Genomic DNA, 26,178 nt, shown 5'->3' on the forward strand with positions numbered 1-26,178 from the left:
CGGGGCCTTTCTGGATGGCGCGGGATAGGAAGGCGCCCGGCGGGGCGCGCCCGGCAAGACTACAGCAGGCGATGCGTCAGTTCCAGTCTGCGACAGCGAGAGGTTGCGATTTCGTTTGGGGGGTGGGGCATCATGCCGGTGTGCGTTTTTCCCGACGTCCTGCTTTGCGGAAGTGCTCAACAGGGTTGACCCCCGCCTTCAGTACATCGGGATAGCGGATCAGGTAGGTCAGAGGTTCGAAATAAGTGCCGTCTATGTCCATGCCGACGGCAGGCAGGTCGAACTCTGCAAGTCGCTTCTGCGCGGTTTCAAGTGTTTCTTCCCACAAATCACCGTATTTTGCGCGTTCCACCGGACCCGCAAAAAATGTTGATGCCAAACGGGTTGCTTCTAGAATGCGGTTTTGCAGGTCAATTGGAAGTAGCTCATTGAACTCAATGATCTTATTTAAGTCCATTTTTGAAGAAGTCACATTTTCGAATCTTGATTTAAAATCCCGCTTTTCAAACGATTTTCCATTCACAAAATATCCAATTGTTTTCAACCAGACATTTTCTCTGCTTGCCAATTCTTCAAATGGAACAAAAATAACTCTTTTGCTTTCAAGGTGGCTAATTGATCCGATAAAATAAGACAAATAGCGATTTTGTAACAGTTTGAAGTTTTTCTCCACGCCGCTTGCAACGCTATCATTAGGGCTTAGCCTTTTCGCCATGGATGCGAAGACAGCTCTCGGGTCGCGATGGATCACAACGGCGCCCTTGATGAAAGGAGCGCGGTTGATGCAAGTGCCGAGTGTTTTCATGTAAATCGGAGTTTTGTCGAAGAAGGAGCCGTTGAATTCAGGGAAGGCCGCTTTGCAGATTGTTTGGTAAAAATCTTCAAGACTTCCACTGATTGCAGCTTGTCTCGTTTCTTTTGATATTTTCCATCCGCTTAATAACATATCCCAGTAAGGGTTGATGTTTGGCATTTCTGAAGGATTTTTTCCCAGTAGAACGCCACATTCGAAGCCTGATTCAAAACCATTGGCGCGAAACAAGTCTGAAAGCAGTGTGGTCCCGCCACGTTCATATCCTGCCAGAATATACTCAACTGTGGGCTTGCCAGTTACTGTCATATTTCTTCTCTTAGATATTCCGTCTTCGTCCTTCATCAAATCAACCCCACCATGAATGCCGCTTTTTTCCAGCCGATCAGGGTACTGCCGCCAAACGGGCGTTCCATCAGGATTGCACTCAATTCCCGGGCTTCGGTGTCGTTCAGTTTCTTTTGCAGGCGCAGCACGTCGTAGTTGTTGAACATGCCGCGATAAAGCCCGTCCAGCTTGATGATGGGCAGGCCGATTTCCAGCAGGACGGCGGCGTTCTGGTGGATCTGGCTGCCGTTCATGAAGGTTTCCGTGGCCACAGCGGAAATCGCATCGGTCAGCAGTTCTTTGATGTTGTCGGTTTTTTCAGGGACATGGCGAACCAAGTAACGCGCAAACTCGTCACGGGTGGTAAGCAGAACCTCCTCGTTCAACTCTTTCACTGGGGTATCCACGCTAACGTCGACCTTTTCGCCAAGGCTGAACCGGCGCGCGATGAAGCGACCGGCCAGCAACTTCGTCACGCTTTCCGTGCCAAAGCGAGGCCAGTGCACAAGGGCGCTGGTACGACTGTCCCTGATCATCACGTCCTGCAAGGCGGGGTTGAGCCGCACCTCGTTCAGAAACCGGTCCGAGCTGTAGATCGCGCGGAATTCCGACGGCATGGACACGCAGCGTTTCAGTGTCTTGGACAGTTTCATCTCGCCCCGCTTGATCACGACCGGGCGCACGTCGGTCAGGCGGTAGCCTTTCCAGTAGGTCTTGAAGCGGTCGGATTGCAGCACGTTTTGGGCCATCGAGATGCAGAAAGAGCCGAGGTGATACTCGATCTCGTAATTCTCGGTGCCGCCCAGCACCTCGGTCTGCGAGGTGGCGAGCTCGCCGATGAAGGCGTCCAGCCCGCGCGAGGAATAGAACACGCTGTCGTTCAGCATCACGAGGCGGGAGCATGTGCCTTCCCACCGGCGGGAGAAGAGGTGCAGAAAGCCGGTCTTGTAGCTGCCGAAGTCGCGGCCGAAGTTCGAGCGTTCGATATAGCAGTCGATCAGGCCACGCAGGGCCTCGGGCTCTTTCACCTTCAGGGTGTTGACGCCCAGTACATAGAGGCCCTGGGCCTTGGCGCTGCGTAACAGGCGGATCAGGTCGGGGCGCAGGCGGCCCTTCTGGTAGAGCGCCAGCAGCATGATGGGCTGGCCGTTGTAGCTTTCCTCGAAATGGATTTTCGGCGCTTTGCCAAGGGTTTTGAGGCGCTGATACTCGGATTGTGCGGTGACGATCACGCGGGCCGCCGGATAGAGCATCACGCTTTGGATACGGTGAATCGGATTCATGTCACATCACGCCACTTTTCAAGGTGGCGCAGACACCGCCACTCGTTAACAACGGTTTTGGTCTACCAGCCATGTGCGAAATGCGCCAGTGTAAGATGACCTGTCTGCCCCCGGTTTGCGCCTTGTGGTCGCGTCTGGTGGCAAGGTGATGATTTTGTTTGCGTAACCCGTGTGATGTTTGCCCCCATGCCCCTGTCCGACCCGATCGCATGCCCCGGCCCGCCGCTGCCCGAACTTGCCGGTGCCGCGCCTGCGCGCCAGGGCGGGGTGACGATCCTGATGGCGACCTGCAACGGGGCGGCCAATCTTCAGGCGCAGCTGGACAGCTTTCTGGTGCAGACACGCCGCCCGGGCCAGGTGATCGTCAGCGATGACGGGTCGCGGGATGGGACGGTTGCGATCCTGGAACGGTTCGCTGCGGCGCATCCGGGCCTGCGGATGCGGATCATGGCCGGGCCGGGGCGCGGGGCGGCCGCCAATTTCCTGCATCTGTTGCGGTCGCTGCCCGCGGATTGCGGCCCCGTCGCCTTTGCCGATCAGGACGATGTCTGGCTGCCCGACAAGCTGGCCCGTGGCCTGCGCGCGCTGGGGCATGTTGCGGCCGACCGTCCGGCGCTGGTCGGCGGGCGCAGCTATGTCTGCGATGCGGGCCTGTCCCGGCGCCGGTTGTCGCGCCTGCCGACCCGCGCGCCGTCGTTCCGCCATGCACTGGTGCAGAATTTCGCAGGCGGGAACACGATGATGCTGAATGCCGCAGCCGCGCGCCTGCTGCGCGAGGCCGCCCCCGAGGCGGGGCGCATCGTGATGCATGACTGGTGGGCCTATCAGATCGTATCGGGGGCAGGGGGGCAGGTGATCTTTGATCGCGCGCCTCTGGTGCTGTATCGGCAGCACGGGGGCAACCAGATCGGCGCGAATGCCGGATTGCCGGCGGCCCTGCGGCGGCTGGGCTGGTTGCTCAAGGGCCGGTTCCGGCGCTGGAACGCGATCAATCTGCGGGCGCTGCAAGCCTCGGCGCATCGGTTGACGCCCGAGAACCGGGCGGTGCTGGGCGACTTCGCCCTGATGCAGCGCGCGGGCCTGATCCGGCGCCTGACGATCCTGCGCCGGCTGGGCCTGTTCCGGGCCGGAGTGTCAGGGCGTCTGTCGCTGTGGATGGCGGTGCTGCTGGGCCGGGTATGACACGCGCGGCCGCGGGGCGGGCGGGGTCATTTCATCAGGGTCTCATGCCGTTTGATCGCATCTTCGACATCGTCGAAAACCTCGATCTCGCGGTCATGCAGAACCAGGCCCGCATCGCAGAATTTGCGGATATCGGCCATGCTGTGACTGACCATGATGGCGCTGGATTGCGCCATGCGGGCGCGAAACACCTCGCTGCTTTTCTGGCGGAAGCGGGCGTCGCCCGTCGCTGTCGCCTCGTCGATCAGGTAGGTGTCGAAGCGGATCCCCATCGAGATGCCGAAGGCCAGGCGTGATCGCATGCCGGCCGAATAGGTCCGCACAGGCATATGAAAATGCTCGCCTATTTCGGCGAAATCCTGAACGAAATCGGTCAGCTCGTCCGTATCGACCCCGTAGACGCGCGCCACGAAGCGGGTGTTCTGCGCGCCGGTCATGTCGCCGTGGAAACTGCCGGAAAAACCCACCGTGAACGAGATCGAGCCATCGCTGATCACCCGGCCCGTATCGGGGCGCAGGGTGCCCGCCACGATGCTGAGCAGGGTGGATTTTCCCGCCCCGTTGCGCCCCAGAAGCGCCAGCGACCGCCCGCTGGGCAGGGTCAGGTTGAGGTTCGAGATCACCGGGCGGTATTCGCCGCGCACCCAGAACCCCTTGGAGATGTCCTGAAACACGATCATGCCGGGCCTGCCTGCCGCATCGTCATCGTCGTCATCACCCCCGGTCGCGCAGGCTGTAATAGATCAGGGCCAGGACAGACCACAGCAGTGACAGGAAAAACGCGGTCAGGGCCAGGATGACAATCCTTTCGGGATAGGCCGCGCGCTGGGCCAGGGTGGGCTGGATGAAGCTGGCCAGATAGAGGCTTTGACGCGCCGCGTTCGAACGCGCGGCATCCAGCGCCATCAGCGCGGCCTGGTAGGTGGTTTCGGCGAAGCCCTGATCGACCAGCAGGCTTTCATATTGGGCGATCAGGCGTGGATATTCGGTCTGATCCACGGTCACATCCTGTTCGGCGAAGGTGCGACGTTCTTCGGTGATGCGGTTGCGGACCACGTCGATCCGGCGCTGGGCCTGGCGCACGCGGGGATCATTGGCTTCCGAGGTCTGCAACAGCAGATCGTGGTCGATCAGCGCCTCGGCCAGTTGTTGCTGAAGATTGTTCAGCACACCCAGACGCCCCTGGATATCGGCTTGCGGATCCACGATCTGTGTCCGCACCCGGAATTCGGCCAGCGCCTCGCGGGCCAGGCGCAGGCGCTGGATCGCGGCGTTCAGATCGGCCTCGGCATTGCGGGTCGTGTCGCGGCGCGCGGTCTCGTTCAGGCTGTTGATCATCGCCTCGCTTTCCTCGACGATCATGCGGGCGATGGTTTGCGCGCTTTGCGGATCGCGGGCGCGCACTTCGACCAGCATCAGCCCCGAGGATTTGTCATAGGTCACCTTGACCATGCGCGCCCAGAACCAGACCAGATCCTCGATCGTGGCGCCGGGCCAGAGGGCATAGACCGGATCGGCGGGCCAGTTCGCGGTGTAATGCCTATGCAGATCGAAGCGGGCGTCGATCCGTTCGACGATTTCCTGGCTCTGGACATAATTGTACAGCAGATCGGCATTGCCGGGCGATCCGCCGCCAAAGACATGCGCCAGACCGCCCATCAGGTCGCTGGCCGAGCTGGTTTCCTCCTGCCGGATGGTAAAGCCCGTGGTCGAGGCGTATTGATCCCGCGCCATCACGAAGAGGTAAAGCGCCGTCAGCACAAGGGGCAGCAGGATCAGCAGGCCGATGCTCAGGATAAGACCGCGATGGCGTCCCTTGATCCGGGCCTGACCCGCGACCGGCTTCGACAGTGGCGCAGCAAGGCCAGGTTTGGCGATCTCCACCACGGAAGAGGGGGGCACGGGTTTGCCCGTATCCGGTTTCACCGTTGTTTCACTCATACTGCAACCTTCACTCGACAAGCGGCATGGTAATGTGCCTTGCAACGGCTTATCAATTAAAGAACGTCAGCCCAAGCCCCTGAGCGGCCAGCCGATGATGCGTGTGAGAGTAGATGGTATGATGTCAATGCCGGGGCCGGAGCAGCGGCGCGCCTATGTTGCGACAGGTCTGAACCCGATGGCGCGCCTGCGCGTGATCGTGGCGCTGATGCTGCGCGAGATGTCCACGCGCTATGGCCGCACGCCGGGCGGCTATGCCTGGGCCATTGCCGAACCGCTGGGAATGATCATCGTGCTGGGCATGGCCTTCGCGCTGCTGTCGAATGCGCCTTCGCTGGGCACGTCTTTTCTGCTGTTCAAGGCGACCGGGTTCATGATCCTGCAGGTCTTTACCGTGCTGGGCGGGAATGTCGGCAACGCGCTGACGTTTTCGCGGCCCTTGCTGCTTTATCCGCGCGTCACATGGGTCGATGCGATCGCGGCGCGGTTCATCCTGAACCTGATGGTGGTGGTCGTGGTGACCATCCTGATCTTGTGGGGGATCGCGCTTTACGACGGGCTGACACTGGTGCTGGACTGGGGGGCGATCATGCTGGCGATGGGCATGGCGGCCTTGCTTGGTCTGGGGCTTGGCTGCCTCAATTGCTATCTGTTCATGCGGTTTCCTGTCTGGAACCAGCTTTGGCGCATCCTGACGCAGCCCTTGTTCCTGATTTCCGGGGTCATCTTCCTCTATGAGGACATGCCGATCTTTGCGCAGCAATTGTCGTGGTATAATCCGTTGCTGCATCTGACCGGGCTGATGCGGGAAGGTTTCTACCCGCTCTATCGGCCGACTTATATCTCGATGGCCTATGTGGGAGTCTGGGTCATGGTGCCGATGGCGCTGGGCCTTTTGCTGCTGCGCCGCTATCACCGCGAATTGCTGAACCGCTAGGGTCTGGAGCTTGCCTTGCGATCGGCTGGGCGCCGAAACAAAAAGGTATGGGCATGGATTTCGTCAGTGACGGCAAGGGGCGTGAACAGGATATCATCGATCTTTTCGCCGCGAGTTTCACCGCAGCGGAGGGGGCGGCGGAGGGGACGCTGATCGCCGCGCTGGTGCGCGACCTGCTTGAGGGCACGCCGGCGGGGGATCTGCATGTCTTTCTGGCCTGCGAGGGGCTCACCATCATCGGCGGCGCGATCTTCAGCCGGATGCGCTATGACCGGGATGCGCGCCGGGTTTTCATCCTGTCGCCGATGGCGGTGGCGCCGGACAGGCAGGGGCAGGGTGTCGGGCAGGCGCTGCTGCGTCATGCGCTGGCGGTGCTGCGTGCGGATGGTGTCGCGGTGGCGCTGACCTATGGTGATCCGGATTTCTACGGGCGTGTGGGCTTTGCACAGATCAGCGTGGCGCAGGCCGCAGCCCCGTTTGCGCTGCGACAGCCCGAGGGGTGGCTTGGCCAGTCGCTAACCGATGCGCCGCTTGCGCCCCTCAAGGGGCCTGCTGCCTGCGTTGCGGCGCTGAACAATCCGGATTTGTGGTAGGGCCCTGGCCAGATCCGATCAGGGGCCGCATGTCGCGAAAATACCGGGGGATGTCTGGAGGCGGGTACCGGAATCGAACCGGTCTACACGGATTTGCAATCCTATAAATTATCAATCGATAACAACGCACTAGGCTGGAAAAAGTATCAAGACATTGCGGGAACGCGTCGTGAACGTGATACCCCGGATACTTTGACGGATCAGGCAATGAAAAACCCCGGCGCGCTGGCGGGCGCAACCGGGGTTAGTCAGGGAGGTGCAAATGAAACGTCTGAGCTTTCTGAATATCACGATCACCCCAATGCCGCAACTTTCTTGGTCCGCCGATATGGCCTGACAGGAGCAACGGCAAAGACCGTCGCCGCCCTGATCTGGGGGGCTGTCTGATGCGGATAGATGAGCATTTTGAACACTGCGCCAAGGCCGCGCAGAAACCCGTCCGCAACGCGTTGTCGGAATATGCCAACCCCAAGCACAAAGCCGCCACGCGGTCGTTGGGCTATGCGCTGACGCTGGGCGACGAAGCGTCCTGGCGTGGCCTTATCATCGTCCTCATGTCGCGCCTTACGATCGAGGAACGGGCGGCGCTGGCCTTCTCGACCTTGCGGTCGATGGGGCCGGATGAGGCGGCGATGACGGCCAAGGCGGCGCTTGAAGAGGCGACGGCGGGAATGCCGATCGCCGCTTTCGATGGCGTCATATCCGAGGCCGCGTTCTGGGCCGACCTGGCCGATCCTGACGAGCTGGATGCCTACTGCCTTGCATGCTTCAACAGGATGGCACCGGCGCGCCAAGCCGCGTTCCTGAGCTTCGTGCAGCGGAGGGCGGTGGCATGAACGCATTTTCAGAATTGAATGCTCAGGATTCTGCGCACCTGGCAGAATTCGGTCGTAACCTTTGGAAGGCCGGTGACCGGGCTTACAGTAACCTTCACAAGTGCAACGGAACGATCTTGCGGATCGATGCGCAGAGCCGGGTCTGGTTTCATGAAGATGGCAGACCGACTGACTACTGCACCCAGCACGGGTTTGCAGACTTGCGCCCGACAACCAATTCTGGCGGTTACATCGCACCCGAACTAAAGGGACGCGCTGCGGATCTGTCGATACTCCTGCAACCCCTTAATGCGATCAACCCGGTTCTGGATTCACGCTACCTCGTTAAAGGCTGGCTGGATCGTGGCGCATTTTCTGTCGTCTACGGCGAAAGCAACGTGGGCAAGACCTTCTTTGCGCTGGACTTGTCGATGCACGTTGCTGCGGCGCGTGACTGGCACGGCAACCGGATACCCGGCAATACGAACTATGCGGGGCCGGTGGTTTATGTCGCGGGTGAAGGTGGCGCAGGGATCAATAACAGGATCGAGGCAATTCGCCGGGAACGCGCGCACTTGATGCGCTACACTGAAGAAAACGGCGACTTCATGCTGCTGCCGACCGCACTTGATTTGTGTGAAAGCAATGATGCAGCCGCCCTGGTGGCCGCGTTGGATGACTTGCCCGCCCCGCCTTCTCTGATTGTGATCGACACCCTCGCGCGCGCCTTTGGCGGTGGCGACGAAAACACTGCCAAGGATATGGGGGCATTCATTCGCAACATTGACGCCATACGGGCGGAGACTGGCGCGCATGTCATGGTGATACATCACAGCGGCAAGGACACGTCCAAGGGCGCACGTGGCAGCGGCAGCTTGCGGGCGGCAGTGGATACCGAGATTGAATTGACCCGCGACGGGACGGTTATCCTGGCCGAAACGAAAAAACAGCGGGACATGCCAACAGGCAACGTTTTTGCCTACACCCTGCGGAGCGTCTTGATCGGGCAAGATGAAGACGGCGACGACATTACGTCTGCAGTGGTCGAGGCAGCAGAGGCACCAGAAAAGCGCAAACCGCGCCTCAGGGGGCAGGCGCTTATCGCGATGAACGCATTCAACGAAGCGCTGGCAAATCACGGCGAATTCAAGAAGGGCCAGCCATTCCCAGAAGACCGGCAGTGCGTGGCCTTGGAGAGGTGGCGCGAATATTGCGATCGGCACGATCTGTCATCAGGTGAAGGGGAAAGCAGCAATCGCGCAGCCTTTCACAAGAACAAGACAAACTTGCAGGAACGGGGCCTGGTCCGTGTTCAGGATGGTTATGTCTGGGGGTGCGCGTGATGACCGTTGCCACCGTTGCCAACCGTTGCCGGGAACGCATCGCAACCATGTCACCCAAGCGTTGCCACCGTTGCCACACCCTTAAGGGTGGCAACGTGGCAACGGTGACCGCGCGCCACTCGGCAGATTGGCCTTCCCCTCCCTTCAACACCGCTAGAAATGCGCACCGAAAGGGGCAAGCGACCTCTCATGGAAAAGGAACTGCGAAATGAGCACCGAAAAACACCACGAACTAGTCGAGATCGTCAACGAAGAAGTCCGCAAGCTGGCGATCGAGCTGATGCTTAAAAATGGCATTCCCATGCATGTGGTCCTGGCCGCGATGCATGCGCACACGATCGGCGCGATTGCTGAGACATACGGCGGGCCGATGGCAGCGATGGCCGCAAGGCAGGCAGCGGAGCGGGTTGAGAACCTACCAAGCCGCAAGGCCTACGAGAAGATCGTCGCGCTGGCTACAGTCGGGCCAGCGGGCCGCGCCTGACCATGGGCGCGGGAAGCGGACCTTCGCTGCGGTGCAGGTAAGGGTGATCTGAGCGGACAAACCCGCCATCTTGTCACCTTTCTTGAATCCGTTTACCCGTCACAAGCTAGATATTTGCGTAAACCGTAGTGACTGAACGTGCAGAGCAAGATTGTCTAATTGACCGAAACTTCGACTTTTTCAGAAAGAGAAAATTTTGTCTTCTACAGAATCTACAAAGACGGCTTACAGGGCTGAAATAGATGGGCTTCGAGCCTTTGCTGTACTTTCGGTTGTTTCGTATCACGCATTTCCTGCGGGTTTAACGGGTGGCTTCACCGGAGTTGATGTTTTTTTCGTTATTAGTGGTTATCTGATTACTTCTCATATCTTCACGAGCCTTGATGAAGGCAATTTTTCTTTTCTCGACTTCTTTCAAAGACGCATCAGGCGGATTTTTCCGGCCCTCATTCTCGTGATGGCCAGCTCTCTCATTTTTGGTTGGTTCGCCCTAGTATCAGAGGAATTTCAACAACTTGGAAAGCACGTAGCCAGTGGCGCGGCCTTTATCGTCAATTTCATACTTGTGGGTGAAAGCGGATATTTCGACACCGCCGCAGATACGAAGCCCATGCTTCATTTGTGGAGTCTAGCCGTCGAGGAGCAGTTTTATCTCGTCTGGCCAGTCGTTTTATGGCTTGCGTGGTGGCGACATTTTAGTCTCATCTGGATCACACTCTTGGTTGCAGTGGCGTCATTTTATTTCAATTTTCGCTTCGTGGAGTCGAACCCGACCGAGACTTTCTTTTGGCCCTTCGGCCGTTTTTGGGAAATGCTGAGCGGCAGTGTGCTTGCCTGGCTGATGATCTATAAACGGGAAGTATTAGATCTCGCCAAGATGCGCATCGACATTTTTGTTGAGCGGATGGTGCCCTTGTCGTTCGCGCCTGGAAAGCTCGCCTTTACCGAAAATGCTATGGCTCTTGGGGGGCTTTGCCTTTTGATGTACGGTTTCATGGGGATCAACTCAAACGTGACGTTCCCGTCCACTTGGGCCCTTGTTCCAGTTTGCGGTGCCATTCTCATCATAGCAGCAGGAGCAACTGCGTGGTCCAATCGTATCTTTATGATGAACCCAGTTGCGATCTGGTTTGGGTTGATCAGCTATCCACTTTATCTTTGGCACTGGCCCATTCTGTCGTTTCTTCAAATTGTTGAAAGTGGTGAACTTCCGCACAGGGATGCACGCATTATTGCAGTCGTTTTGGCAATTTTTCTGGCTTGGTTGACGGTCAGGTTTATTGAAAGGCCTTTGCGATTTGGACAACGGTGCGTTCGCATGAAGTCAGTAGGTTTGACGGGAGCGATGATTTTCGTAGGTCTGACTGGGCTCGCTATAAGTCGAACGGATTTCTCGGAATCGCACACGTTCGAAAACCTACTCATCAAACGCCCGGGGGCCGAACACATTTATGGCACATCTTCCAAATGGTATCGGGGTCAAGATGGGTGGCTCTTTTTGGGGAATGCGTATAACGATACGGTTGCAAAACTAAAGCTCACCCCTCCTCCTGTTCCAGCGAATATTGAGCGGGAAGCAAGTCTTTTTGCAAACTTGACTGAAGCTGCGGAAACGGCAAACACTTCGGTTGTATTGTTGATTGGCCCTAATAAATCGACGATCTATCCGGAGTATCTACCAGATGAGATCGAACCTTCTGGGCGGCGCTACGTGACTTTTTTCACTGAGCGATTTAACGCTATTCCAAATCTGACTGTCGTTGATCCAGTCGAAGGCTTGCTGCGCACCAAAGAAAGCTCTGGTCTGTTGTATTACAGAACAGACACGCACTGGAACAATAAGGGAGCATTTCGTGTCTTCTCAATTTTGGCAGAGCGCATGGGCTGGCGCGTTCCTGAAGTATCATTCCGAGAAGGCAAGTCGCACTCAGGTGATTTAATCGCGATCTCTGAGCTTGAGAGCTTTCCCATTACAGCTGGCGATAATTGGCAAATCGAATGGGCCCGCGATCCAGACTTGGAAACCAAGCATCTTGCGAACCAGCCAGAAACGTCCTTTGGCCGCACTGAGATTGTGATGAACAATGCACCACTATCTGAGCAGACTGTATGGATTATCGGTGATTCCTTTACAAATGCTATAGCGCCCTACATCAACGCTACCTTTAAGGAGGTCCATTATCTTGGGCACTGGAATTCGAAACTGAGCACACTTCCACAGGACCTTACTAGTGCAAAGAAAAAACCAGATCTAATCATCGTGATCCGAGTTGAAAGGTCGTTTTGAGTTAAGACGGTGAATGCCCCATATGCTTCCCGGTTGGACTTTTAAGTTTCGAAAGTCGATTTGGAGAGCAATCGGTTAGGTGGTTTTGTATGGCCATTTCATATGCTTTTGAGATTTCCGGGATCTATGCCAGTTTCCATTGGCTCTAGCCAGATGATGCTGTCGTTGCGATGCTCAAAAGCAGTCCTGAAGTCCGAAGTGACCATATTCGCTTTAATCCGCCTATCGGGCCTTTTCTATAAGCGCAGCTAAGGTCGACCTTGAGCCGAACACTTTATCGAACTCCCTTCGGTTAGCTTTGCATCGCGGGTCCTTCCACGACTGAAACGGTATGTGGGTCGGCAGGCCCGATCCGTTTCTAGGCACAGTGCATTCAAAGGGGGTTGTTATAATATAACAGCAATTCTGGTTGTCGCGCTTAAGCAGCGGGTGGCGGGACCGATAATTTGTGCGTCATAAACCACGCGCAAATCCTTGACAGCGGTGCCTAGATACCCCATTGTGCTATATACGTTTTGCACAATGGAGCCGAGATGAAACACACTGTTCGCCTGACTGCACTGGCCGAGATTAGCGGACGGACACGCGACACGATCCGCGCTCTGCAAAATCGCCAGATCACCCCTTGGGATGATACTGAGTTTGCAGATCAACCCGGATACCGGAATTACACCGGACTGCATGCGCTCACCTTGGTGCTGGCTGAAATGCTTTCTGGAATGAACATTCACGCCGACAGAGCTGCGGAACTGGTTCGCGACAACCTGCATGTAGTTAACAAATTCTTGGATGGTATCGACAAGGGCAAAGGGGTCCAGCCCTTGTTCATCGCAAACATCGTCACCCTGGAGTTCGACAGCTGGGTTGGGCGAAATTGGAAAGAAACTGAGCTGCTGTCTACTGGCACATTTGAAGAAATAGCGAACACCTTTGCGGCAAAGGGCGAACTTGCTGGACAAGAAAAGCAAACCCGTGGCGGACGCTCTATCGAGCGCAGCACCGGCGTTATCAATGTAGCAGTGGTTGCTCTTGCAGAGGCCTATCTGATTTTGAAGGAGAGGGCAGAGGCCGCTGGCTTCGTTTTGGACGGTCGGAAGATTTACAAGATCAAAGATGCCGAGACAGAAGAGGGGGATTCCCTATGAGCAATCCCGCGCCCTTCATGGTCTTCGGCGAGATCGGTTTCGAAAACTGTCGCCCTGAACCGCTGGGCAATTTCCTTCGCGCAAACCCTGCGCCAGCCGCGCCCGAAATCATCATCAACTCGCCGGGTGGAGGCGCCGTCGATGGCGCGGCCATGCTGGCCGAGATCGAGCGTCACGGCAACGCGGTCTGCCGGGTGATCGGCATGGCCGCTAGTGCGGCCTCTCTGCTGATGCTTGGGGGGCGGGAAGTGGTCATGCACCGCGATGCGATGGTCATGATCCACGAGCCTGCATCAATGGTCTTTGGCACGTCGAAAGATTTTCGAACCGCCGCCGACAACCTGGACAAGTTCACGGCGATCTACGCCGCCGCCTATGCGCGCCTGAGCGGCAATTCCGAACAGTCAATCCGGCGCTGGATGAAAGACGAAACCTGGCTGAGTTCCGAAGAGGCGCTGGCCCTGAATTTCTGTGACCGGGTCGAGGGAGGGCAAGATCCGGTCGCTTATGCACAGTTCGATTACGGCAGGTTCCGCCACGCGCCCGCACACCTGATGCGGATTGCGCAGCAAAACGGATGGGCGACCGGATCGTCTAATGTTTCAGAGAAAGGCAAGATTCATGCTTGACCAAGAAACCCCTCCCGCCGCGCGGGATCTTGCGCGAGTGCGCGCCCACTACGGCAAGAACAAACTCGATGGCTCTATCGCTGACGCGGTTCTGTCCGTCACGGGTGATGTGCAGATGGCTGAAGGTCTTCGCAACTCCGCAGGCCGCATCCACTTTGCCGCCGAACTGGCAGGTTTGAGCCTGGATGAGGGCAACGAAATTCTTCGGAATGCGCTGGCATCGCTGTCGTCGGAAGATGCCGCAAGTGAAACTCGCATGAAGGCCAAGGCGATCGAAGAAATTGCCCTGGATGATATTCTGACGCGCCGCAAGGTGAAGGCCGAGACGGAAAAGCCGGTAGAGTTCATCAACCGCACAACGGCCACAGTCGGGCATTCCTGGGATCATGGCGACGGGTTTTGCGCGAAGATGACCGCGGGCCTGTCCGCGCGTTTGAACCCGAAAGAGGCAACGGCAATGGGCCGAGATGCCGCACAGTTCAGCATGGGCGAGATCGCGATGCAGTCTTGCCGCAACGCGGGCCTGAAGCCTTTCGACTATGCCGATGCAATTCGCATGGCCTCGCACACCACGCCCGATTTTCCGCTGATCCTGGAAGGCTCGATTTCCAACGATGTTGCGCGCCAGATCGAACAGCGCATGCCTGACCTGGTGCGCGCCTCGCATGAGGTCGCCAGGGAAGATTACCGCGCCGGAAACGCGCTGTCGCTGTCCGCTTCTGGCATGCCGCAGGAAGTGGCCGAAGGCGGCGAGATCCAGTTCGTGACCATGGAAGAGAAGGGCGAGGCACTGCCGACCGTCCGCGACTTTGCCAGCGGTTTCAACATCTCGAACCAAGCCTTGCAAAACGACTCGACCGCAATCCGGTTGATGAGCAACATTTCCAGCAAGATGACCGAAGGCGCGGTCGAGCGACTGCGCCAGGTTCTTCTGGCACCGATCGCGGCCAACAGCGGCAACGGTCAGTTCATGTCCGACACCAAGACGATGTTCCACGTTGACCACGGCAACCTTGCCGGGACAGGTGCGACGATCTCGATCACTAGCTTGACCGAGGCGCGCCTTGCCCTTCGGAAGATGACCGGCCTCAAGGGCGAACTGCGCCCGGTTGATCCCTGGGCGCTGGTGGTTCCGGCAGAACTGGAGACAGCCGCGCAACAGGTGGTGGCAGCGATTAACGCAGCCACGTCCGACGATGTGAACCCGTTCAGCGGAACGCTGGAGATCATCGTAGAGCCGGGCCTGAGCGATGATGCCGCATGGTATCTGATCGGCAACCCCGCCCGCCACGATGGCCTTGCACACGCCTTCCTGGACGGCCAGCGCACCCCTCGCGTGGAGTCGCGGGCCGGGTGGAACACCCTGGGGATGGAGTTCCGCCTGACCTGGGCGCTGGACGCCAAGTTCATCGAAACCGCGACCTGGTTCCGCAACCCTGGCGCATAACACGATCCGACCGGGCGCGGCGATCGCGTCCGGTCATTTGAACCGCTGGGCATCCTAACGGGTGCTTGGCACAAGAACCGGTTGGGGCACAATCTCCTTGCGTATCCAGCCGAGCGGGGGGCCGTCATTGGCGAGGGTCGGGCCTCGAAAAGTTTCGCACCCTCCCTCCGCCTTGGTCCGCTGGGGTGCGAAACACCCGGAACTTACCTAAAATCGCAGGACGACACCCAACTAGAGGATATGGAGAAGTGCATCCGTGCGCGGGCTGTGCGCCGGGCTGGTGGATTGCTCAATCAGATTGAGCCAGGGCAGGGCGCTCGGTATGGCAAAGGGGAGGGGGTAATTACCTCCCATTGCGTGAGGATGCAGCCCACGAGGCTGGCTTTTCAAAGCATCAGCAGGTTTATGGCTGAATATAAGTGCTACGGCCATGACGCACACTTGACGAAAGATCCCTTTAGTGCAAGTATGTGCAATATGTATGGCGCACAATTTTAAGGCCAATACAGATTAGGTTTGTCCCCGCCTTTGTTTTCAGGGGGCGTTGAAAAACAGAACCGCAAGACGGGATCTAGATTATGGCAAATCAGGCTGCAGCAATCACCCAGGCGACACGGTCTAGGGTCCGCTACGTGGATCTTGATGCTAACCAATTAATTTACAATCAGATCGGTGTGTTGTCTCGGGCGGCACATACTGGGGCGTCGGACTGATGGCTAATCCCGCCCTCATCCTTGCATGCGAAACAACCGCGGCAAAGCTTCTGGATATGAAGCCTGCCGAGTTTCGCGCGCTGGTGGAGGCGGGACACTTGCCCAAAGGTAAAGAAATCGGGCCGGGCTGTGTGCGGTGGCATGTGGATACCCTACGACATATCGGCAGCGGCGAAGCGATAGAAGGCGGAGGCATACAGTGGTGAAGCGCAAAAAATATCTCTGGAACCATCCAAAGGGGCGCGTCTATTTCCGGCGAAAAAACCCAAAACTGCTGGTGCGGATGCTGCACCCGGAAGGCACGGCAGAGTTTGACGCTCAATATTGGGAAATAATGACCGGAAAGCGGGCCGAGTCAAAACGCTCTTGGAAGGCGCTGATTGAGATAGTGCTTCAGTCCGACGAGTGGGCCGATCTGTCGCCGCGATACCGTAAAGACCTTGAACCCGTGTTTGCCTACCTGATTGTGAAGATGGGCAAGATGGACGTAGCAAGACTGACCCAGGCGGACATTTACGACGCGATGGAGGCGAACCGTCATCGGGTCAGGTTTGCAAATTACATCGCCACCGCAATTTCAATGCTGTCAAAGGTGGCCGTGAAAAAGCGCTGGAGGTCGGACAACCCGGCAATCGGTGTTTCACCCAAGGCAATGCCGAAGACGAAGCGAAAGCCGCACGTCCCATGGCCAGACGCGGCAGTGGATAAGTTTCGTGCCGAAGCTTCGGACCTTGCGCGACTGATATTTGAAATCGGAGTTGGTACAGTTCAGCGCCCCGGCGACTGGCCGGGATTTACTTGGGGCGACTATGACCCGTCAGGCGATGGATCGTTGACCCTGAGGCAGAACAAGACTGACATTCCGCTGACCCTGCCATGCACGGAACATCTGAAAGCGGCGTTAGAGAAGGCCAAGGCGGACTTGGGGTTCACGCCGCTACCGTCTCGCCCAATCCTGTGCAAGCCGACAGGCGGCGCGATGGGCTATTACTACATTGCCCATCTGATGCTCTCGGAGCGCAAGCGTCTTGGCTTGGCTGCTTATGACCTTCACGCGCTGCGTTATCGCGGTGTCATGGAATTGGCTTGGGCTGGATGTGACGATGACGAGATCGCAAGCTACAGCGGGCACACCACGAAAGCGATGATCGCGAAGTATGCAGGAGAGGCGCGCCAGCAAATGAGGGCAAAGCAAGCACGACTCAAGCGGCACTGAACAGAACAGGACCGGAACAAGAACGTGATACCAGAGGTGATACCCAATGAGCAGAAAAAACACTAACCCATTGAAATCCTTGGAGGCGGGTACCGGAATCGAACCGGTCTACACGGATTTGCAATCCGCTGCGTAACCTCTCCGCCAACCCGCCGCCGAGATGGCGATGGACCTAGCGGATATTGCGGACCGCTGCAAGGCCCCTGACGTGATCCGAGGGCACGATCTGCGGCAGATCGGACAGGGGGGCGCATTCCCGTTGCCCAGCCCCGGACGATGTGACAAAAGACGAAAGTAGAGACTGAACAGAAGAGTTTAGCTGATGACAGACTACGCCACGCGCCGGACCACCATGGTGGATACGCAGGTCAGACCCTCGGATGTGACCAAATTCCCCATCATCGAAGCGATGCTTTCGATTCCCAGAGAGGAATTCGTGCCCGACAGCCGCCGCGAGGCGGCATATGTTGGCGAGAACCTTGATCTGGGTGCTGGCCGCGTGATGCTTGAGCCGCGGACGCTGGCCAAGATGCTGGATGCGCTGGATGTACAGCGCGACGAGCTGGTGCTGGATCTGGGATGCGGGCTTGGCTATTCCTCTGCCGTGATTGCGCGCCTGGCCGAAGCTGTCGTCGCGGTTGAAAGCGTCGAGGAGCTTGCCTCGGAGGCACAGGAGATCCTGTCGCGCGAGGGTGCCGACAACGTCATTCTGCACCAGGGACCGCTGGCAGAAGGGGCCGCACAGCACGGGCCCTACGACGTGATCGTGATCGAGGGCGCGGTTGCCGAACTGCCCGCGTCGGTCCTTGACCAGTTGAAGGATGGCGGGCGCATCGCCTGCCTGTTCATGGAGGGCGCGCTGGGTGTCGTGCGTATCGGCTACAAGCTGGACGGCGGTATCAGCTGGCGCTTTGCCTTCAATGCCAGTGCGCCGGTGCTGGCGGGATTCGAGAAACAGGCTGCTTTCAGCCTGTGAAGGGCCAACAGGGGCCTGAACGCAGCGCCCCACAGACCAGGTGACGGGACAGGACCATGGCACGGATGACCAAGACCGAAGCGGCAACCGACAACCGCAGCAAGGGGGCTGGCGTGCACAGGTTCGTGGCGGGTGTGGTCGCCGGGCTGCTGTTCTTCGGGGCGCCCGTGACCGCCCTGTCCGAGACCCTGGCCGATGCCCTGGCAGGGTCCTACACGAACAGCGGGCTGCTGGAACAGAACCGCGCGCTGCTGCGGGCGGCAGATGAAGACGTGGCCGTGGCCCTGTCGGCCTTGCGCCCGATCATCGGCTGGTCTGCTGATGTGACCTATAGCGATAACGAGGCGCGTTCCTTGCAGACGGGCGGCCTGGTGCGCAGCACCCAGGACACAAGTGGCTCGCTCGGCCTCTCGGCCGAGATCGTGCTTTATGACGGTGGCCGCTCGCGCATGGGTGTGGATATCGCCAAGGAATCCGTTCTGGCGACGCGGCAGGCGCTTCTGGGTGTCGAACAGAACATTCTGTTGCAGGCCGTGCAAGCCTTCATGGACGTGCGGTCCAACACCGAGATCGTGGCGCTGCGGCGCAACAACGTGCGCGTGATCACGCAAGAGTTGCGCGCGGCGCAGGATCGTTTCGAAGTGGGTGAAGTGACCCGGACAGATGTGGCCCTGGCCGAGGCGCGCCTTGCGGGCGCCAATGCGCTGCTGGCCCAGGCCGAAGGCGATCTGGCCGAGGCGCGGGCCTTCTATCGTTTCGCCGTGGGGCGCGACGCGAATGCGCTGGCGGCACCGCCGGCGCTGCCGGCGCGGCCGGCATCGGTTGCCGCGGCGCAGGACCTGGCGATGCGGAGCCACCCCGAGATCCTGGGCGCGCAGCACGAGGTAGCGGTTTCGGATTTGCGGGTGCTTGTGGCCAAGGCGGCGGCGATACCGACGGTGCGGTTGCAGTCGCGCTATGGGCTGACCGAGGATCTGGACAACAGTGATTACAGCCGTGGCGGCAGCGTCGGTATCGGCTTGACCGGCCCGATCTACCAGGGCGGGCGCAATTCCGCGCTGGAACGCCAGGCGATCAACCGCGGCACCGCCGCACGTTCGGCGCTGTACGAGGCGACGCAGCGCGTGGCGCAGAATGTCAGCACGGCATTCGCCCGTGTTGACGTGGCCCGCGCCGCGATCGAGGCAAGCGACCGGCAGATCCGCGCGGCCCGCACCGCCTTTGAAGGGGTGCGCGAGGAAGCAGCGCTTGGTGCCCGCACCACGCTGGACGTTCTGAACGCCGAGCAGGAATTGCTGGACGCGCAAGCCAACCGGATCACGGCAGTGTCGAACCAGTATGCGGCGGCCTACGGTCTTTTGGCGGCCATGGGCCAATTGACCGCGCAGAAGCTGCAACTGAACGTGCAGGTCTACGACCCCGGCGCCTATTACAACCAGGTAGAGCGCGCGCCCAGCAAGATCAGCAAGCAGGGGCGCCAGCTTGACCAGGTTCTGAAGTCCCTGGGCAGAGAGTAAAGTAGACTCTATCTGTTGTGCGAACTGCTGGCAAAAGCTACACTTGCCAAAAGGCGAGAGTGGTAATCCGACATGAGCGATCCTGTGACCAATGTGGCAATCGAGGACGTCCTGTCCTCTATACGGCGTCTGGTGTCCGAAGACGCCCGCGTCCGTCCGCATGGGCTGCGCGCAGAACCAGCCGTGCCTGAAGCCTCCACCGGAAAACTGGTGCTGACGCCCGCCTTGCGTGTCTCTGCACCCGCAGCGGATGAGACATCGGCCGAGGCTGTGGCTGACGAGTCCGCGCAGGCCCCGGAGCTGCAACAGCATGATGACGTGGCCGAATCCGATCTGAACGGGTCCGCCGCGGCGGATGACGCAGGCTTTCCGGACAGTGCCGAAACCGCCGACCCACACCCGCCTGCTGCCGACACGGAGGTACAGGATGCATCCGACCTGTCTGCGATTGCCTGGGAGGATCACCTGGACGAGACGGATGATGCGGCGCCGCTGCGTCTGTCAGATGCCCTGATCGCCGACATCCCCGAAGCCGTGACAGATGCGGATACCGAGACTGACACCGCAGAAGCGGATGCAGGATCGGACGCAGGATCGGACACCATTCTGGCCGCTGCTGCGGCAGCCGCACAGGCGGCATCCTCAGAGGAGGCAGCGCCTCATGATGCGTGGGCGATGGCATCCACGGCGTCAGACACCGCGTCCGAGGTTGCGCCCGAGGCTGGTGATACGATGACCGAGGGATCGGATGACGCCGCCGATCCGTCGGATTTCATCTTTGCCTCCTCGCGTGACCCTATCGGATACGATGATGCGGAGATGACGGCGACCGCCGCTGCCTATGACGCAGGTGACAGCGACGAGACCGGCAGCAGCATCTTCCGCGATGATGAAACCATCCTGGATGAGGAAAGCCTGCGCGAACTGGTGGCTGAAATCGTGCGCCAGGAACTGCAAGGTGCCTTGGGTGAGCGGATCACCCGCAACGTCCGCAAGCTGGTGCGCCGCGAAATCCACCGGGCCCTGACCAGCCACGAGCTGGAATGACAGGCTGCGGCAAGCCTGCGCCGATCATCTGAAAAACCGTGACCCCAAACGAAAAATGCGCCCCTGAAGGGCGCATGTTTCGGTCTGTTGCCCCGCCCCGTCAGGCGGGGCCAGAGATCAGGCTGCTTCGGCTTGCTGCGCGGCGTTGCGACGCTCGCTTTCCTCGCGCGACAGCGCGACGGAGGTGCGTACACCTTTGGCAACGAAATCCATCAGGCCGGTCACAACGCGCTCGTTGGGATCGATCCCGGCGCAGGACAGCACTTCGCGGCCATCGCGCGAGCGTGCCCACCGGGCGATCTGCTCGGGGCCGTTGCCGTATTTCTTGTCATCAGCGATCGCATCATCCAAAGCGGCCAGCACGACGGCCGCAAACAGTTTACGCGCACGGTTGCCCTGCTCATTATTGAAGGCAGTGCCGTCAACGAAATCCTTCATGATTCGTCCTTTGTTATTGCTCTTGCGTTTCAGGCGTGGCGCTCCTTATGACGGATCGGATCCGATTCGGATAGGCTGTAAAAACATGGCTGTCATGCGCGCGGTGCATGGCTCCATGCGTTTTTGCCTGTATTTCGTCTGCTTGCCACGCAGGTGAACCCCAGATATAGGTGCGCCCAGATATTCATCAACCTTCTGGTCAGGTTTACCCATGCCCAAAATCAACGGAAACGAAATTCGCCCCGGCAACGTGCTGGAGCATAATGGCGGTCTGTGGGCCGCGGTGAAAGTCGATCATGTGAAGCCCGGCAAGGGCGGTGCCTTTGCCCAGGTCGAAATGCGCAACCTGCGTAACGGGTCCAAGCTGAACGAACGCTTCCGCAGCGCGGACAAGGTCGAGCGCGTGCGCCTGGACCAGAAGGACCAGCAGTTCCTCTATGAGCAGGACGGCATGCTTGTCTTCATGGATTCAGAGACTTACGAGCAGATCGAACTGCCTGTCGAGATCCTGGGAGAGCGCCGCCCCTTCCTGCAGGATGGCATGATGGTCCATATCGAATACTACGATCAGGAAGCGCTGAACGCGACGCTGCCGCAGAAAGTGACCTGCCGCATCGCCGAGACGGAACCGGTTGTGAAAGGCCAGACCGCGGCCAACAGCTTCAAGCCGGCAATTCTGGACAATGGCGTTCGCATCCTGGTGCCGCCCTTCGTCGGGCCGGATGAAGATGTGATCGTGAACACTGAATTGATGGAATATGTCGAACGCGCCTGACGCGTTTCGGACGATCAGAGACGTGAAACCGCCCCTCTGGGGGCGGTTTTCTTTTTGCCCGGTCCGATGATGTCGTGACGCAGCGTCATGCATCAAATGCAAGGCTTTCCAGGCTTGCCCCGGGTTCAGTCCTGCAAAAGCGTCACCTGTGCCGCGCCCGCCTGCATCGGCCCCATGGCGCGATCCAGCCGCAGATAGGCGATGGCCTGCCCCCCGGCCTGGGTATAGAGCGTGCCGGCAGATTTTTCGCCTGCGGTGATCTCGGTTCCCACGGGGGCCGCGCCGGTCACCGCGACCCGCACCAGCCCCTTGCGCAGCTCGGTCTTGTGCTTAATCCGCGCGGTCACTTCCTGCCCGACATAGCAGCCCTTGCGGAAATCGACGCCATGCAGACGCTCGAACCCGGCTTCCAGGATATATGTCTCGGGCGTCAGTTCGATGCCCGTCTCGGGGATGCAATGCGCCACGCGGATGGCATCCCAATCGGTGCCGTCATCGCCCCCCGTCGCGCCGTAAAGTCGCCAGCCAAGGTCTGCATGGCGCGGATCGGGCAGCGCGCCGTCTGGCGCAGGGCCGGTGCCGCGCCGCACGGTCAGGGCGGTTTCCTCGATCCGCACATCGGCGCGCAGCTTGTACATCGTCAGGCGTTGGGCCAGCGCGGGGCCAATCGCGGCATCCACGTCCAGCAGGATATCCGCACCCTCGGCCTTGAGGAAGAAATCCGCAATGTATTTGCCCTGCGGCGTCAGCATCGCGGCATAGACCAGCGCGCCACGGTCGATTGCGGCGATGTCATTGGTGATCAAACCCTGAAGGAAATGGCGGGCGTCGGCCCCGCTGAGGCGGTAGATGCGTCGTGTCATGGCGTTGATGGTCCTGGGTCAGGCATGGTCAGGATATGGGGCGCGGTGGCGGGCTGCAACAGGGGCTCAACGGCGGCCTGCGTCAAAGGCCGCTTGCAGGGCGGCCGCGTCGTATTCATGGGCGATCCAGTCCTCGAACCCGATCGGGCCTTCGGCATTGCGCGCCTCGTACCAGTCCAGCATCATGTCCAGAACGCCGGTCTTTGTGAACCGCAGGTGAATATAGCGCGGCGACAGCATCCGGCGCGCGGCCTGCACATCCTTGCCCAACATCACCATCAGGTAGATGGCGCTGGCCAGGCCCGCGCGATCCGCGCCCGATTTGCAATGCATCAGGAAGGGCCTGTCGATGGTGCGAAAGGCCGCGATCAGGCTTTGCACGGCCTCGCGCGTGGGGGCGCTGCGGGAATGCAGGGGCGCGCTGATCATGGTCATGCCCAGGGCCTCAAGGCTTTCGCGTTCGAAGTGAAAGGCCCATTTCTCGGAGGAGGCGCGCAGGTAAAGCACGGTGCGGATGCCCATGTCGCGATAGCGTTTCAACCGCCAGTGCCCCGGTTGATTCGACCTGTAGACCCCCGGCGCGATCTGGTCGAAATTGCTCCACAGATGGCGCAGGATCGCGTGATCCATGAACTGATAGGCCCAGAAGGCGCGACGCCTCTGACCGGGATCGGACAGATCGCCTTCCGTTGGCAGCCGCGCCGGGCGGTCCCTACGCAGCAGTCGGGAAAGCGGGTTCATCGTGATCCTTTGGCCTTTTCTCTGGGCGATGATGTAATGTCTTGGGGCCGCGCTGGCAAGTTTGCCGCCGGGGCAGGACGCCAGAGATTGACGCTGCCCGGCAAGGGGGTAGTGTCGCGCCGTCACCGTTCCGGAGAAACGACATGAGCCTTGCCCACGGTCGCCCTTATCTTGCCATTCCCGGCCCCTCGGTCATGCCCGAGGAGGTGCTGCGCGCGATGCACCGGTCTGCGCCCAATATCTATGAGGGCGATCTGGTCGCGCTGACCGACAGCCTGATCCCCGATCTGCGGCGCGTGGCCCGCACCGAGCATGCCGCGACCTTCTACATCGGCAATGGTCATGCGGCATGGGAGGCGGCGCTGGCCAATGTGGTCGCCCCGGGTGATCGGGTGCTGGTGCCTGCGACGGGGCGTTTCGGGCATGGCTGGGGCGATATGGCGGCGGGTCTGGGCTGCGATGTGCAGGTGATCGACTTTGGCAAACGCAGCCCCTTCGATCTGAACCGGATCGAGGATGCGCTGCGCGCCGATACCGGTCACCGGATCAAGGCCGTGCTGGCCAGCCATGTGGATACGTCAAGCTCGGTGCTGAACGACATTGCCGGGCTGCGCGCCGCCCTGGACGCGGCGGGGCATCCGGCGCTGTTGATGGCCGATTGCATCGCGTCACTGGGCTGCGATCGTTTCGAGATGGACGCCTGGGGCGTGGACGTGATGGTAGCCGCCAGCCAGAAGGGGATCATGGTGCCGCCGGGGCTGGGCTTCGTGTTCTTCGGTCCGCGCGCCGCGGACGCACGCGCGCGGATGGAACGGGTCAGCCGCTACTGGGACTGGGTGCCGCGCGCCAATCCCGAATACTTCTTTCAATATTCGGGCGGTACTGCGCCGACCCATCACCTTTACGGGCTGCGCGCCGCGCTGGACATGATCCATGCAGAAGGGATCGAGGCGATCTGGGCGCGCCATGACACGCTGGCCCGCGCGATCTGGGCCGCCTGTGACGCCTGGGGCCAGGGCGGGCCGATGGAATTGAACATCGCCGATGTTGCCCATCGCAGCCGGGCGGTGACCTCGCTCAGGATCGGTGCGCCGCATGGCACCTCTTTGCGCAAATGGACGGAACACCAGGCGGGCGTGACGCTGGGTATCGGATTGGGCATGGCGGAACCGGGCGATCCTGAGTGGCACGGCTTTTTCCGGATCGGCCATATGGGACATGTGAACGCGCATATGGTCATGGGCGCGCTGGGGGCGATACAGGCCGGTTTCGTGGCGCTGGACATTCCCCATGGGGCGGGGGCGCTGGATGCGGCGGCGGCGATGATGGCCCGCGGCTAGCCGATCACGGGCTGCGGGGCCGTGTGCGGCTGTCCGTGGTCCTGCGGGGCGGATGCAATGCAATGCAATGGCCCCGTCGCGGCGTCAGCTTTTTGTGGCGGCCCGCGCATCCCGAAGGGCGTCGGGCAGTGCCCCGGCCAGCAGGGCCAATTGGTCCGCAGTGCCGCAGCTGATGCGGATGCAGCGGTTTTGCGGGGCTACGAAAGGCATGCGAACGAACACGCCGCGCGCCACCAGCCCCTCCAGCACGCGGCGGGCCAGCGCGCCGTCACCACCGCAATCCACGGTCACGAAATTCGTGGCCGACGGCAGGGGCGCAAGGCCGTTGTCACGCGCGATGCGGGCGATCTCGTCGCGCGCGCGCGTCACTTCCCGGCGCACATGGGCCATCCAGTCCTGATCTTCCAGCGCCGCCAGCGCGCCCGCCAGGGCCGCGCGATTCATGCCGAAATGATTGCGGACCTTGTTGAAGGCGTCGATCAGCGGGGCCGCGCCAATGGCATAGCCCACCCGCGCGCCGGCCATGCCATACCCCTTCGAGAAGGTCCGCATCCGGATCACGCGCGGATCATCGGGCGAAACCGGCGCAGCAGTGCCCTCGGGCGCGAGGTCGATATAGGCCTCGTCCAGCACCAGCAGCGTGCCATCCGGCAACGAATCAAGCGCGGCGGCAATGGCGGCGCCGCCATGATGGCTGCCCATCGGATTGTCGGGATTGGCCAGATAGACCAGCTTGGCATCGACCTCGGCGGCACGCGCCATCAGGGCGGCGGGATCTTCGTGATCACCGGCATAGGGGACCTTGTGCAGCACCCCGCCGAACCCGGTCACATGGTAGTTGAACGTGGGATAAGCCCCGTCCGAGGTGACGACCGCATCGCTCTGTTCGACAAGCAGGCGCACAAGATAGCCCAGCATGCCGTCGATCCCTTCGCCGATCATGATATTGGCGGGGGCGCAGCCGTGATGGGCGGCAAGGGCGTGGCGCAGGTCATGGGCCTCGGGGTCGCCATACATCCAGATCTCGGCGACCGCCGCCTGCATCGCGGCGATCGCGCGGGGCGATGGGCCAAAGACGCTTTCATTGGCCCCCAGCCGCGCGGCAAAAGGGTGTCCAAGGGTGCGTTCCTGCGCTTCGGGCCCGACAAAGGGCACGGCGGCGGGAAGGCTGGCGGCAAGCGGTGTCAATCTGGGTCCGGTCATGACGCCAGATAAACCGAGGGCCCGGCTTTCGGCAAGGGGGCTGCGCGCTGCCCCTTCGCTCCGGAAGGGGTGGCAAAATTCCCTAACGTCGTGCTGGATCGGCGCGCGGTTTGCGGCAAGACTGT

25 protein-coding genes and 1 tRNA gene are annotated in these 26,178 nt (G+C 60.1%); 17 read left to right on the plus strand and 9 right to left on the minus strand.

What is annotated here, in order from left to right; genetic code table 11:
- Window positions 1–130: 130 nt before the first annotated feature.
- Both ACFQ3C_RS01460 and ACFQ3C_RS01465 read right to left on the minus strand, forming a co-directional pair.
- On the minus strand, window positions 131–1,156 hold the full coding sequence (locus ACFQ3C_RS01460; protein ID WP_380788525.1) for a hypothetical protein: 1,026 nt from the start codon (window positions 1,154–1,156) through the stop codon (window positions 131–133).
- Window positions 1,156–2,421 carry a rhamnan synthesis F family protein gene (locus tag ACFQ3C_RS01465; RefSeq protein WP_380788527.1) on the minus strand — a complete coding sequence of 422 codons (1,266 nt, stop codon included), beginning with the start codon at window positions 2,419–2,421 and terminating at the stop codon, window positions 1,156–1,158. The genes ACFQ3C_RS01460 and ACFQ3C_RS01465 overlap by 1 nt, the downstream gene beginning before the upstream one ends.
- 186 nt (window positions 2,422–2,607) lie before the next feature.
- Between ACFQ3C_RS01465 and ACFQ3C_RS01470 the strand changes: the two genes are divergently transcribed.
- The gene (locus ACFQ3C_RS01470) at window positions 2,608–3,603 is read left to right on the plus strand and encodes a glycosyltransferase family 2 protein (RefSeq protein WP_380788529.1); all 996 of its coding nucleotides are present in this window, start codon (window positions 2,608–2,610) and stop codon (window positions 3,601–3,603) included.
- Between the two features lie 26 nt (window positions 3,604–3,629).
- On the opposite strand, the gene ACFQ3C_RS01475 is transcribed toward ACFQ3C_RS01470, so the two are convergent.
- Entirely contained in the window at window positions 3,630–4,283 is a 654-nt protein-coding gene (locus ACFQ3C_RS01475) for an ABC transporter ATP-binding protein (RefSeq protein WP_380788531.1), read from the minus strand.
- A 34-nt stretch (window positions 4,284–4,317) separates the two neighbouring features.
- Window positions 4,318–5,544 carry a sugar transporter gene (locus ACFQ3C_RS01480; protein WP_380788533.1) on the minus strand — a complete coding sequence of 409 codons (1,227 nt, stop codon included), beginning with the start codon at window positions 5,542–5,544 and terminating at the stop codon, window positions 4,318–4,320.
- Between the two features lie 127 nt (window positions 5,545–5,671).
- Here ACFQ3C_RS01480 and ACFQ3C_RS01485 point away from each other — a divergent pair, with 127 nt between their 5' ends.
- The 11 genes from ACFQ3C_RS01485 (at window position 5,672) to ACFQ3C_RS01535 (ending at window position 17,153) form a co-directional block, all read left to right on the plus strand.
- Entirely contained in the window at window positions 5,672–6,481 is an 810-nt protein-coding gene (locus ACFQ3C_RS01485; RefSeq protein WP_380788535.1) for an ABC transporter permease, read from the plus strand.
- 53 nt (window positions 6,482–6,534) lie between these two features.
- On the plus strand, window positions 6,535–7,074 hold the full coding sequence (locus ACFQ3C_RS01490) for a GNAT family N-acetyltransferase (protein ID WP_380788537.1): 540 nt from the start codon (window positions 6,535–6,537) through the stop codon (window positions 7,072–7,074).
- 93 nt (window positions 7,075–7,167) lie between these two features.
- Window positions 7,168–7,461 (plus strand): hypothetical protein, encoded by a 294-nt coding sequence (locus tag ACFQ3C_RS01495; RefSeq protein ID WP_380788539.1) that lies wholly within the window; start codon window positions 7,168–7,170, stop codon window positions 7,459–7,461.
- Complete coding sequence (locus tag ACFQ3C_RS01500) at window positions 7,461–7,910, plus strand: hypothetical protein (protein ID WP_380788541.1); 450 nt, start codon at window positions 7,461–7,463, stop codon at window positions 7,908–7,910. Before ACFQ3C_RS01495 ends, ACFQ3C_RS01500 begins: the two co-directional genes overlap by 1 nt.
- Window positions 7,907–9,232 (plus strand): helicase RepA family protein, encoded by a 1,326-nt coding sequence (locus ACFQ3C_RS01505; protein WP_380788543.1) that lies wholly within the window; start codon window positions 7,907–7,909, stop codon window positions 9,230–9,232. Before ACFQ3C_RS01500 ends, ACFQ3C_RS01505 begins: the two co-directional genes overlap by 4 nt.
- 208 nt (window positions 9,233–9,440) lie before the next feature.
- Window positions 9,441–9,716, plus strand: a complete 276-nt coding sequence (locus ACFQ3C_RS01510) for a hypothetical protein (protein WP_380788545.1) — start codon at window positions 9,441–9,443, stop codon at window positions 9,714–9,716.
- Window positions 9,717–9,912: 196 nt separating this feature from the next.
- Window positions 9,913–12,003: an acyltransferase family protein gene (locus tag ACFQ3C_RS01515; RefSeq protein WP_380788547.1), complete on the plus strand. Its 2,091-nt coding sequence runs from the start codon at window positions 9,913–9,915 to the stop codon at window positions 12,001–12,003.
- A gap of 533 nt (window positions 12,004–12,536) precedes the next feature.
- The gene (locus ACFQ3C_RS01520; protein ID WP_380788549.1) at window positions 12,537–13,148 is read left to right on the plus strand and encodes a hypothetical protein; all 612 of its coding nucleotides are present in this window, start codon (window positions 12,537–12,539) and stop codon (window positions 13,146–13,148) included.
- Window positions 13,145–13,777, plus strand: coding sequence for a head maturation protease, ClpP-related (locus ACFQ3C_RS01525; RefSeq protein ID WP_380788551.1), 633 nt, complete (start codon window positions 13,145–13,147; stop codon window positions 13,775–13,777). The genes ACFQ3C_RS01520 and ACFQ3C_RS01525 overlap by 4 nt, the downstream gene beginning before the upstream one ends.
- Window positions 13,770–15,224, plus strand: a complete 1,455-nt coding sequence (locus tag ACFQ3C_RS01530) for a phage major capsid protein (protein ID WP_380788553.1) — start codon at window positions 13,770–13,772, stop codon at window positions 15,222–15,224. The genes ACFQ3C_RS01525 and ACFQ3C_RS01530 overlap by 8 nt, the downstream gene beginning before the upstream one ends.
- Before the next feature lie 915 nt (window positions 15,225–16,139).
- A complete protein-coding gene (locus ACFQ3C_RS01535) occupies window positions 16,140–17,153 on the plus strand; it encodes a tyrosine-type recombinase/integrase (RefSeq protein ID WP_380788555.1) in 1,014 nt (337 codons plus the stop codon).
- Between the two features lie 80 nt (window positions 17,154–17,233).
- Here ACFQ3C_RS01535 and ACFQ3C_RS01540 read toward each other — a convergent pair.
- Window positions 17,234–17,307 (minus strand) — tRNA-Cys (locus ACFQ3C_RS01540).
- A gap of 168 nt (window positions 17,308–17,475) precedes the next feature.
- Here ACFQ3C_RS01540 and ACFQ3C_RS01545 point away from each other — a divergent pair.
- The 3 genes from ACFQ3C_RS01545 (at window position 17,476) to ACFQ3C_RS01555 (ending at window position 20,693) form a co-directional block, all read left to right on the plus strand.
- Window positions 17,476–18,129 carry a protein-L-isoaspartate O-methyltransferase family protein gene (locus tag ACFQ3C_RS01545; RefSeq protein WP_380788557.1) on the plus strand — a complete coding sequence of 218 codons (654 nt, stop codon included), beginning with the start codon at window positions 17,476–17,478 and terminating at the stop codon, window positions 18,127–18,129.
- A 56-nt stretch (window positions 18,130–18,185) separates the two neighbouring features.
- Complete coding sequence (locus ACFQ3C_RS01550; protein ID WP_380788559.1) at window positions 18,186–19,646, plus strand: TolC family outer membrane protein; 1,461 nt, start codon at window positions 18,186–18,188, stop codon at window positions 19,644–19,646.
- A gap of 72 nt (window positions 19,647–19,718) precedes the next feature.
- A complete protein-coding gene (locus tag ACFQ3C_RS01555) occupies window positions 19,719–20,693 on the plus strand; it encodes a hypothetical protein (protein WP_380788561.1) in 975 nt (324 codons plus the stop codon).
- Window positions 20,694–20,810: 117 nt separating this feature from the next.
- On the opposite strand, the gene ACFQ3C_RS01560 is transcribed toward ACFQ3C_RS01555, so the two are convergent.
- Window positions 20,811–21,131, minus strand: a complete 321-nt coding sequence (locus tag ACFQ3C_RS01560; RefSeq protein WP_380788563.1) for a DUF6280 family protein — start codon at window positions 21,129–21,131, stop codon at window positions 20,811–20,813.
- A 211-nt stretch (window positions 21,132–21,342) separates the two neighbouring features.
- Between ACFQ3C_RS01560 and efp the strand changes: the two genes are divergently transcribed.
- Window positions 21,343–21,906: an elongation factor P gene (efp, locus tag ACFQ3C_RS01565; protein ID WP_380788565.1), complete on the plus strand. Its 564-nt coding sequence runs from the start codon at window positions 21,343–21,345 to the stop codon at window positions 21,904–21,906.
- Between the two features lie 125 nt (window positions 21,907–22,031).
- On the opposite strand, the gene ygfZ is transcribed toward efp, so the two are convergent.
- Window positions 22,032–22,769 carry a CAF17-like 4Fe-4S cluster assembly/insertion protein YgfZ gene (gene ygfZ / locus ACFQ3C_RS01570; RefSeq protein ID WP_380788567.1) on the minus strand — a complete coding sequence of 246 codons (738 nt, stop codon included), beginning with the start codon at window positions 22,767–22,769 and terminating at the stop codon, window positions 22,032–22,034.
- A gap of 66 nt (window positions 22,770–22,835) precedes the next feature.
- Window positions 22,836–23,510: a fused DSP-PTPase phosphatase/NAD kinase-like protein gene (locus tag ACFQ3C_RS01575; RefSeq protein ID WP_380788569.1), complete on the minus strand. Its 675-nt coding sequence runs from the start codon at window positions 23,508–23,510 to the stop codon at window positions 22,836–22,838.
- A 143-nt stretch (window positions 23,511–23,653) separates the two neighbouring features.
- Between ACFQ3C_RS01575 and ACFQ3C_RS01580 the strand changes: the two genes are divergently transcribed.
- Window positions 23,654–24,850: a pyridoxal-phosphate-dependent aminotransferase family protein gene (locus ACFQ3C_RS01580; RefSeq protein WP_380788571.1), complete on the plus strand. Its 1,197-nt coding sequence runs from the start codon at window positions 23,654–23,656 to the stop codon at window positions 24,848–24,850.
- Between the two features lie 84 nt (window positions 24,851–24,934).
- Here the strand turns inward: ACFQ3C_RS01580 and ACFQ3C_RS01585 are convergent, their stop codons facing one another.
- The gene (locus ACFQ3C_RS01585) at window positions 24,935–26,053 is read right to left on the minus strand and encodes a pyridoxal phosphate-dependent aminotransferase (RefSeq protein WP_380788573.1); all 1,119 of its coding nucleotides are present in this window, start codon (window positions 26,051–26,053) and stop codon (window positions 24,935–24,937) included.
- Window positions 26,054–26,178: the final 125 nt, after the last annotated feature.

Source organism: Seohaeicola saemankumensis, from assembly GCF_042678485.1.
GTDB lineage: Bacteria > Pseudomonadota > Alphaproteobacteria > Rhodobacterales > Rhodobacteraceae > Seohaeicola > Seohaeicola saemankumensis.

Coding starts and splice junctions, on each gene's coding strand:
- ACFQ3C_RS01485 (WP_380788535.1), top strand. CDS start 5,672: ATGCCGGGGCCGGAGCAGCGGCGCGCCTATGTTGCGACAGGTCTGAAC.
- ACFQ3C_RS01500 (WP_380788541.1), top strand. CDS start 7,461: ATGCGGATAGATGAGCATTTTGAACACTGCGCCAAGGCCGCGCAGAAA.
- ACFQ3C_RS01585 (WP_380788573.1), bottom strand. CDS start 26,053: ATGACCGGACCCAGATTGACACCGCTTGCCGCCAGCCTTCCCGCCGCC.
- ACFQ3C_RS01550 (WP_380788559.1), top strand. CDS start 18,186: ATGGCACGGATGACCAAGACCGAAGCGGCAACCGACAACCGCAGCAAG.
- ACFQ3C_RS01510 (WP_380788545.1), top strand. CDS start 9,441: ATGAGCACCGAAAAACACCACGAACTAGTCGAGATCGTCAACGAAGAA.
- ACFQ3C_RS01475 (WP_380788531.1), bottom strand. CDS start 4,283: ATGATCGTGTTTCAGGACATCTCCAAGGGGTTCTGGGTGCGCGGCGAA.
- ACFQ3C_RS01460 (WP_380788525.1), bottom strand. CDS start 1,156: ATGAAGGACGAAGACGGAATATCTAAGAGAAGAAATATGACAGTAACT.
- ACFQ3C_RS01555 (WP_380788561.1), top strand. CDS start 19,719: ATGAGCGATCCTGTGACCAATGTGGCAATCGAGGACGTCCTGTCCTCT.
- ACFQ3C_RS01575 (WP_380788569.1), bottom strand. CDS start 23,510: ATGAACCCGCTTTCCCGACTGCTGCGTAGGGACCGCCCGGCGCGGCTG.
- efp (WP_380788565.1), top strand. CDS start 21,343: ATGCCCAAAATCAACGGAAACGAAATTCGCCCCGGCAACGTGCTGGAG.
- ACFQ3C_RS01465 (WP_380788527.1), bottom strand. CDS start 2,421: ATGAATCCGATTCACCGTATCCAAAGCGTGATGCTCTATCCGGCGGCC.
- ACFQ3C_RS01525 (WP_380788551.1), top strand. CDS start 13,145: ATGAGCAATCCCGCGCCCTTCATGGTCTTCGGCGAGATCGGTTTCGAA.
- ACFQ3C_RS01530 (WP_380788553.1), top strand. CDS start 13,770: ATGCTTGACCAAGAAACCCCTCCCGCCGCGCGGGATCTTGCGCGAGTG.
- ACFQ3C_RS01480 (WP_380788533.1), bottom strand. CDS start 5,544: ATGAGTGAAACAACGGTGAAACCGGATACGGGCAAACCCGTGCCCCCC.
- ACFQ3C_RS01580 (WP_380788571.1), top strand. CDS start 23,654: ATGAGCCTTGCCCACGGTCGCCCTTATCTTGCCATTCCCGGCCCCTCG.
- ACFQ3C_RS01490 (WP_380788537.1), top strand. CDS start 6,535: ATGGATTTCGTCAGTGACGGCAAGGGGCGTGAACAGGATATCATCGAT.
- ygfZ (WP_380788567.1), bottom strand. CDS start 22,769: ATGACACGACGCATCTACCGCCTCAGCGGGGCCGACGCCCGCCATTTC.
- ACFQ3C_RS01560 (WP_380788563.1), bottom strand. CDS start 21,131: ATGAAGGATTTCGTTGACGGCACTGCCTTCAATAATGAGCAGGGCAAC.
- ACFQ3C_RS01520 (WP_380788549.1), top strand. CDS start 12,537: ATGAAACACACTGTTCGCCTGACTGCACTGGCCGAGATTAGCGGACGG.
- ACFQ3C_RS01505 (WP_380788543.1), top strand. CDS start 7,907: ATGAACGCATTTTCAGAATTGAATGCTCAGGATTCTGCGCACCTGGCA.
- ACFQ3C_RS01545 (WP_380788557.1), top strand. CDS start 17,476: ATGACAGACTACGCCACGCGCCGGACCACCATGGTGGATACGCAGGTC.
- ACFQ3C_RS01470 (WP_380788529.1), top strand. CDS start 2,608: ATGCCCCTGTCCGACCCGATCGCATGCCCCGGCCCGCCGCTGCCCGAA.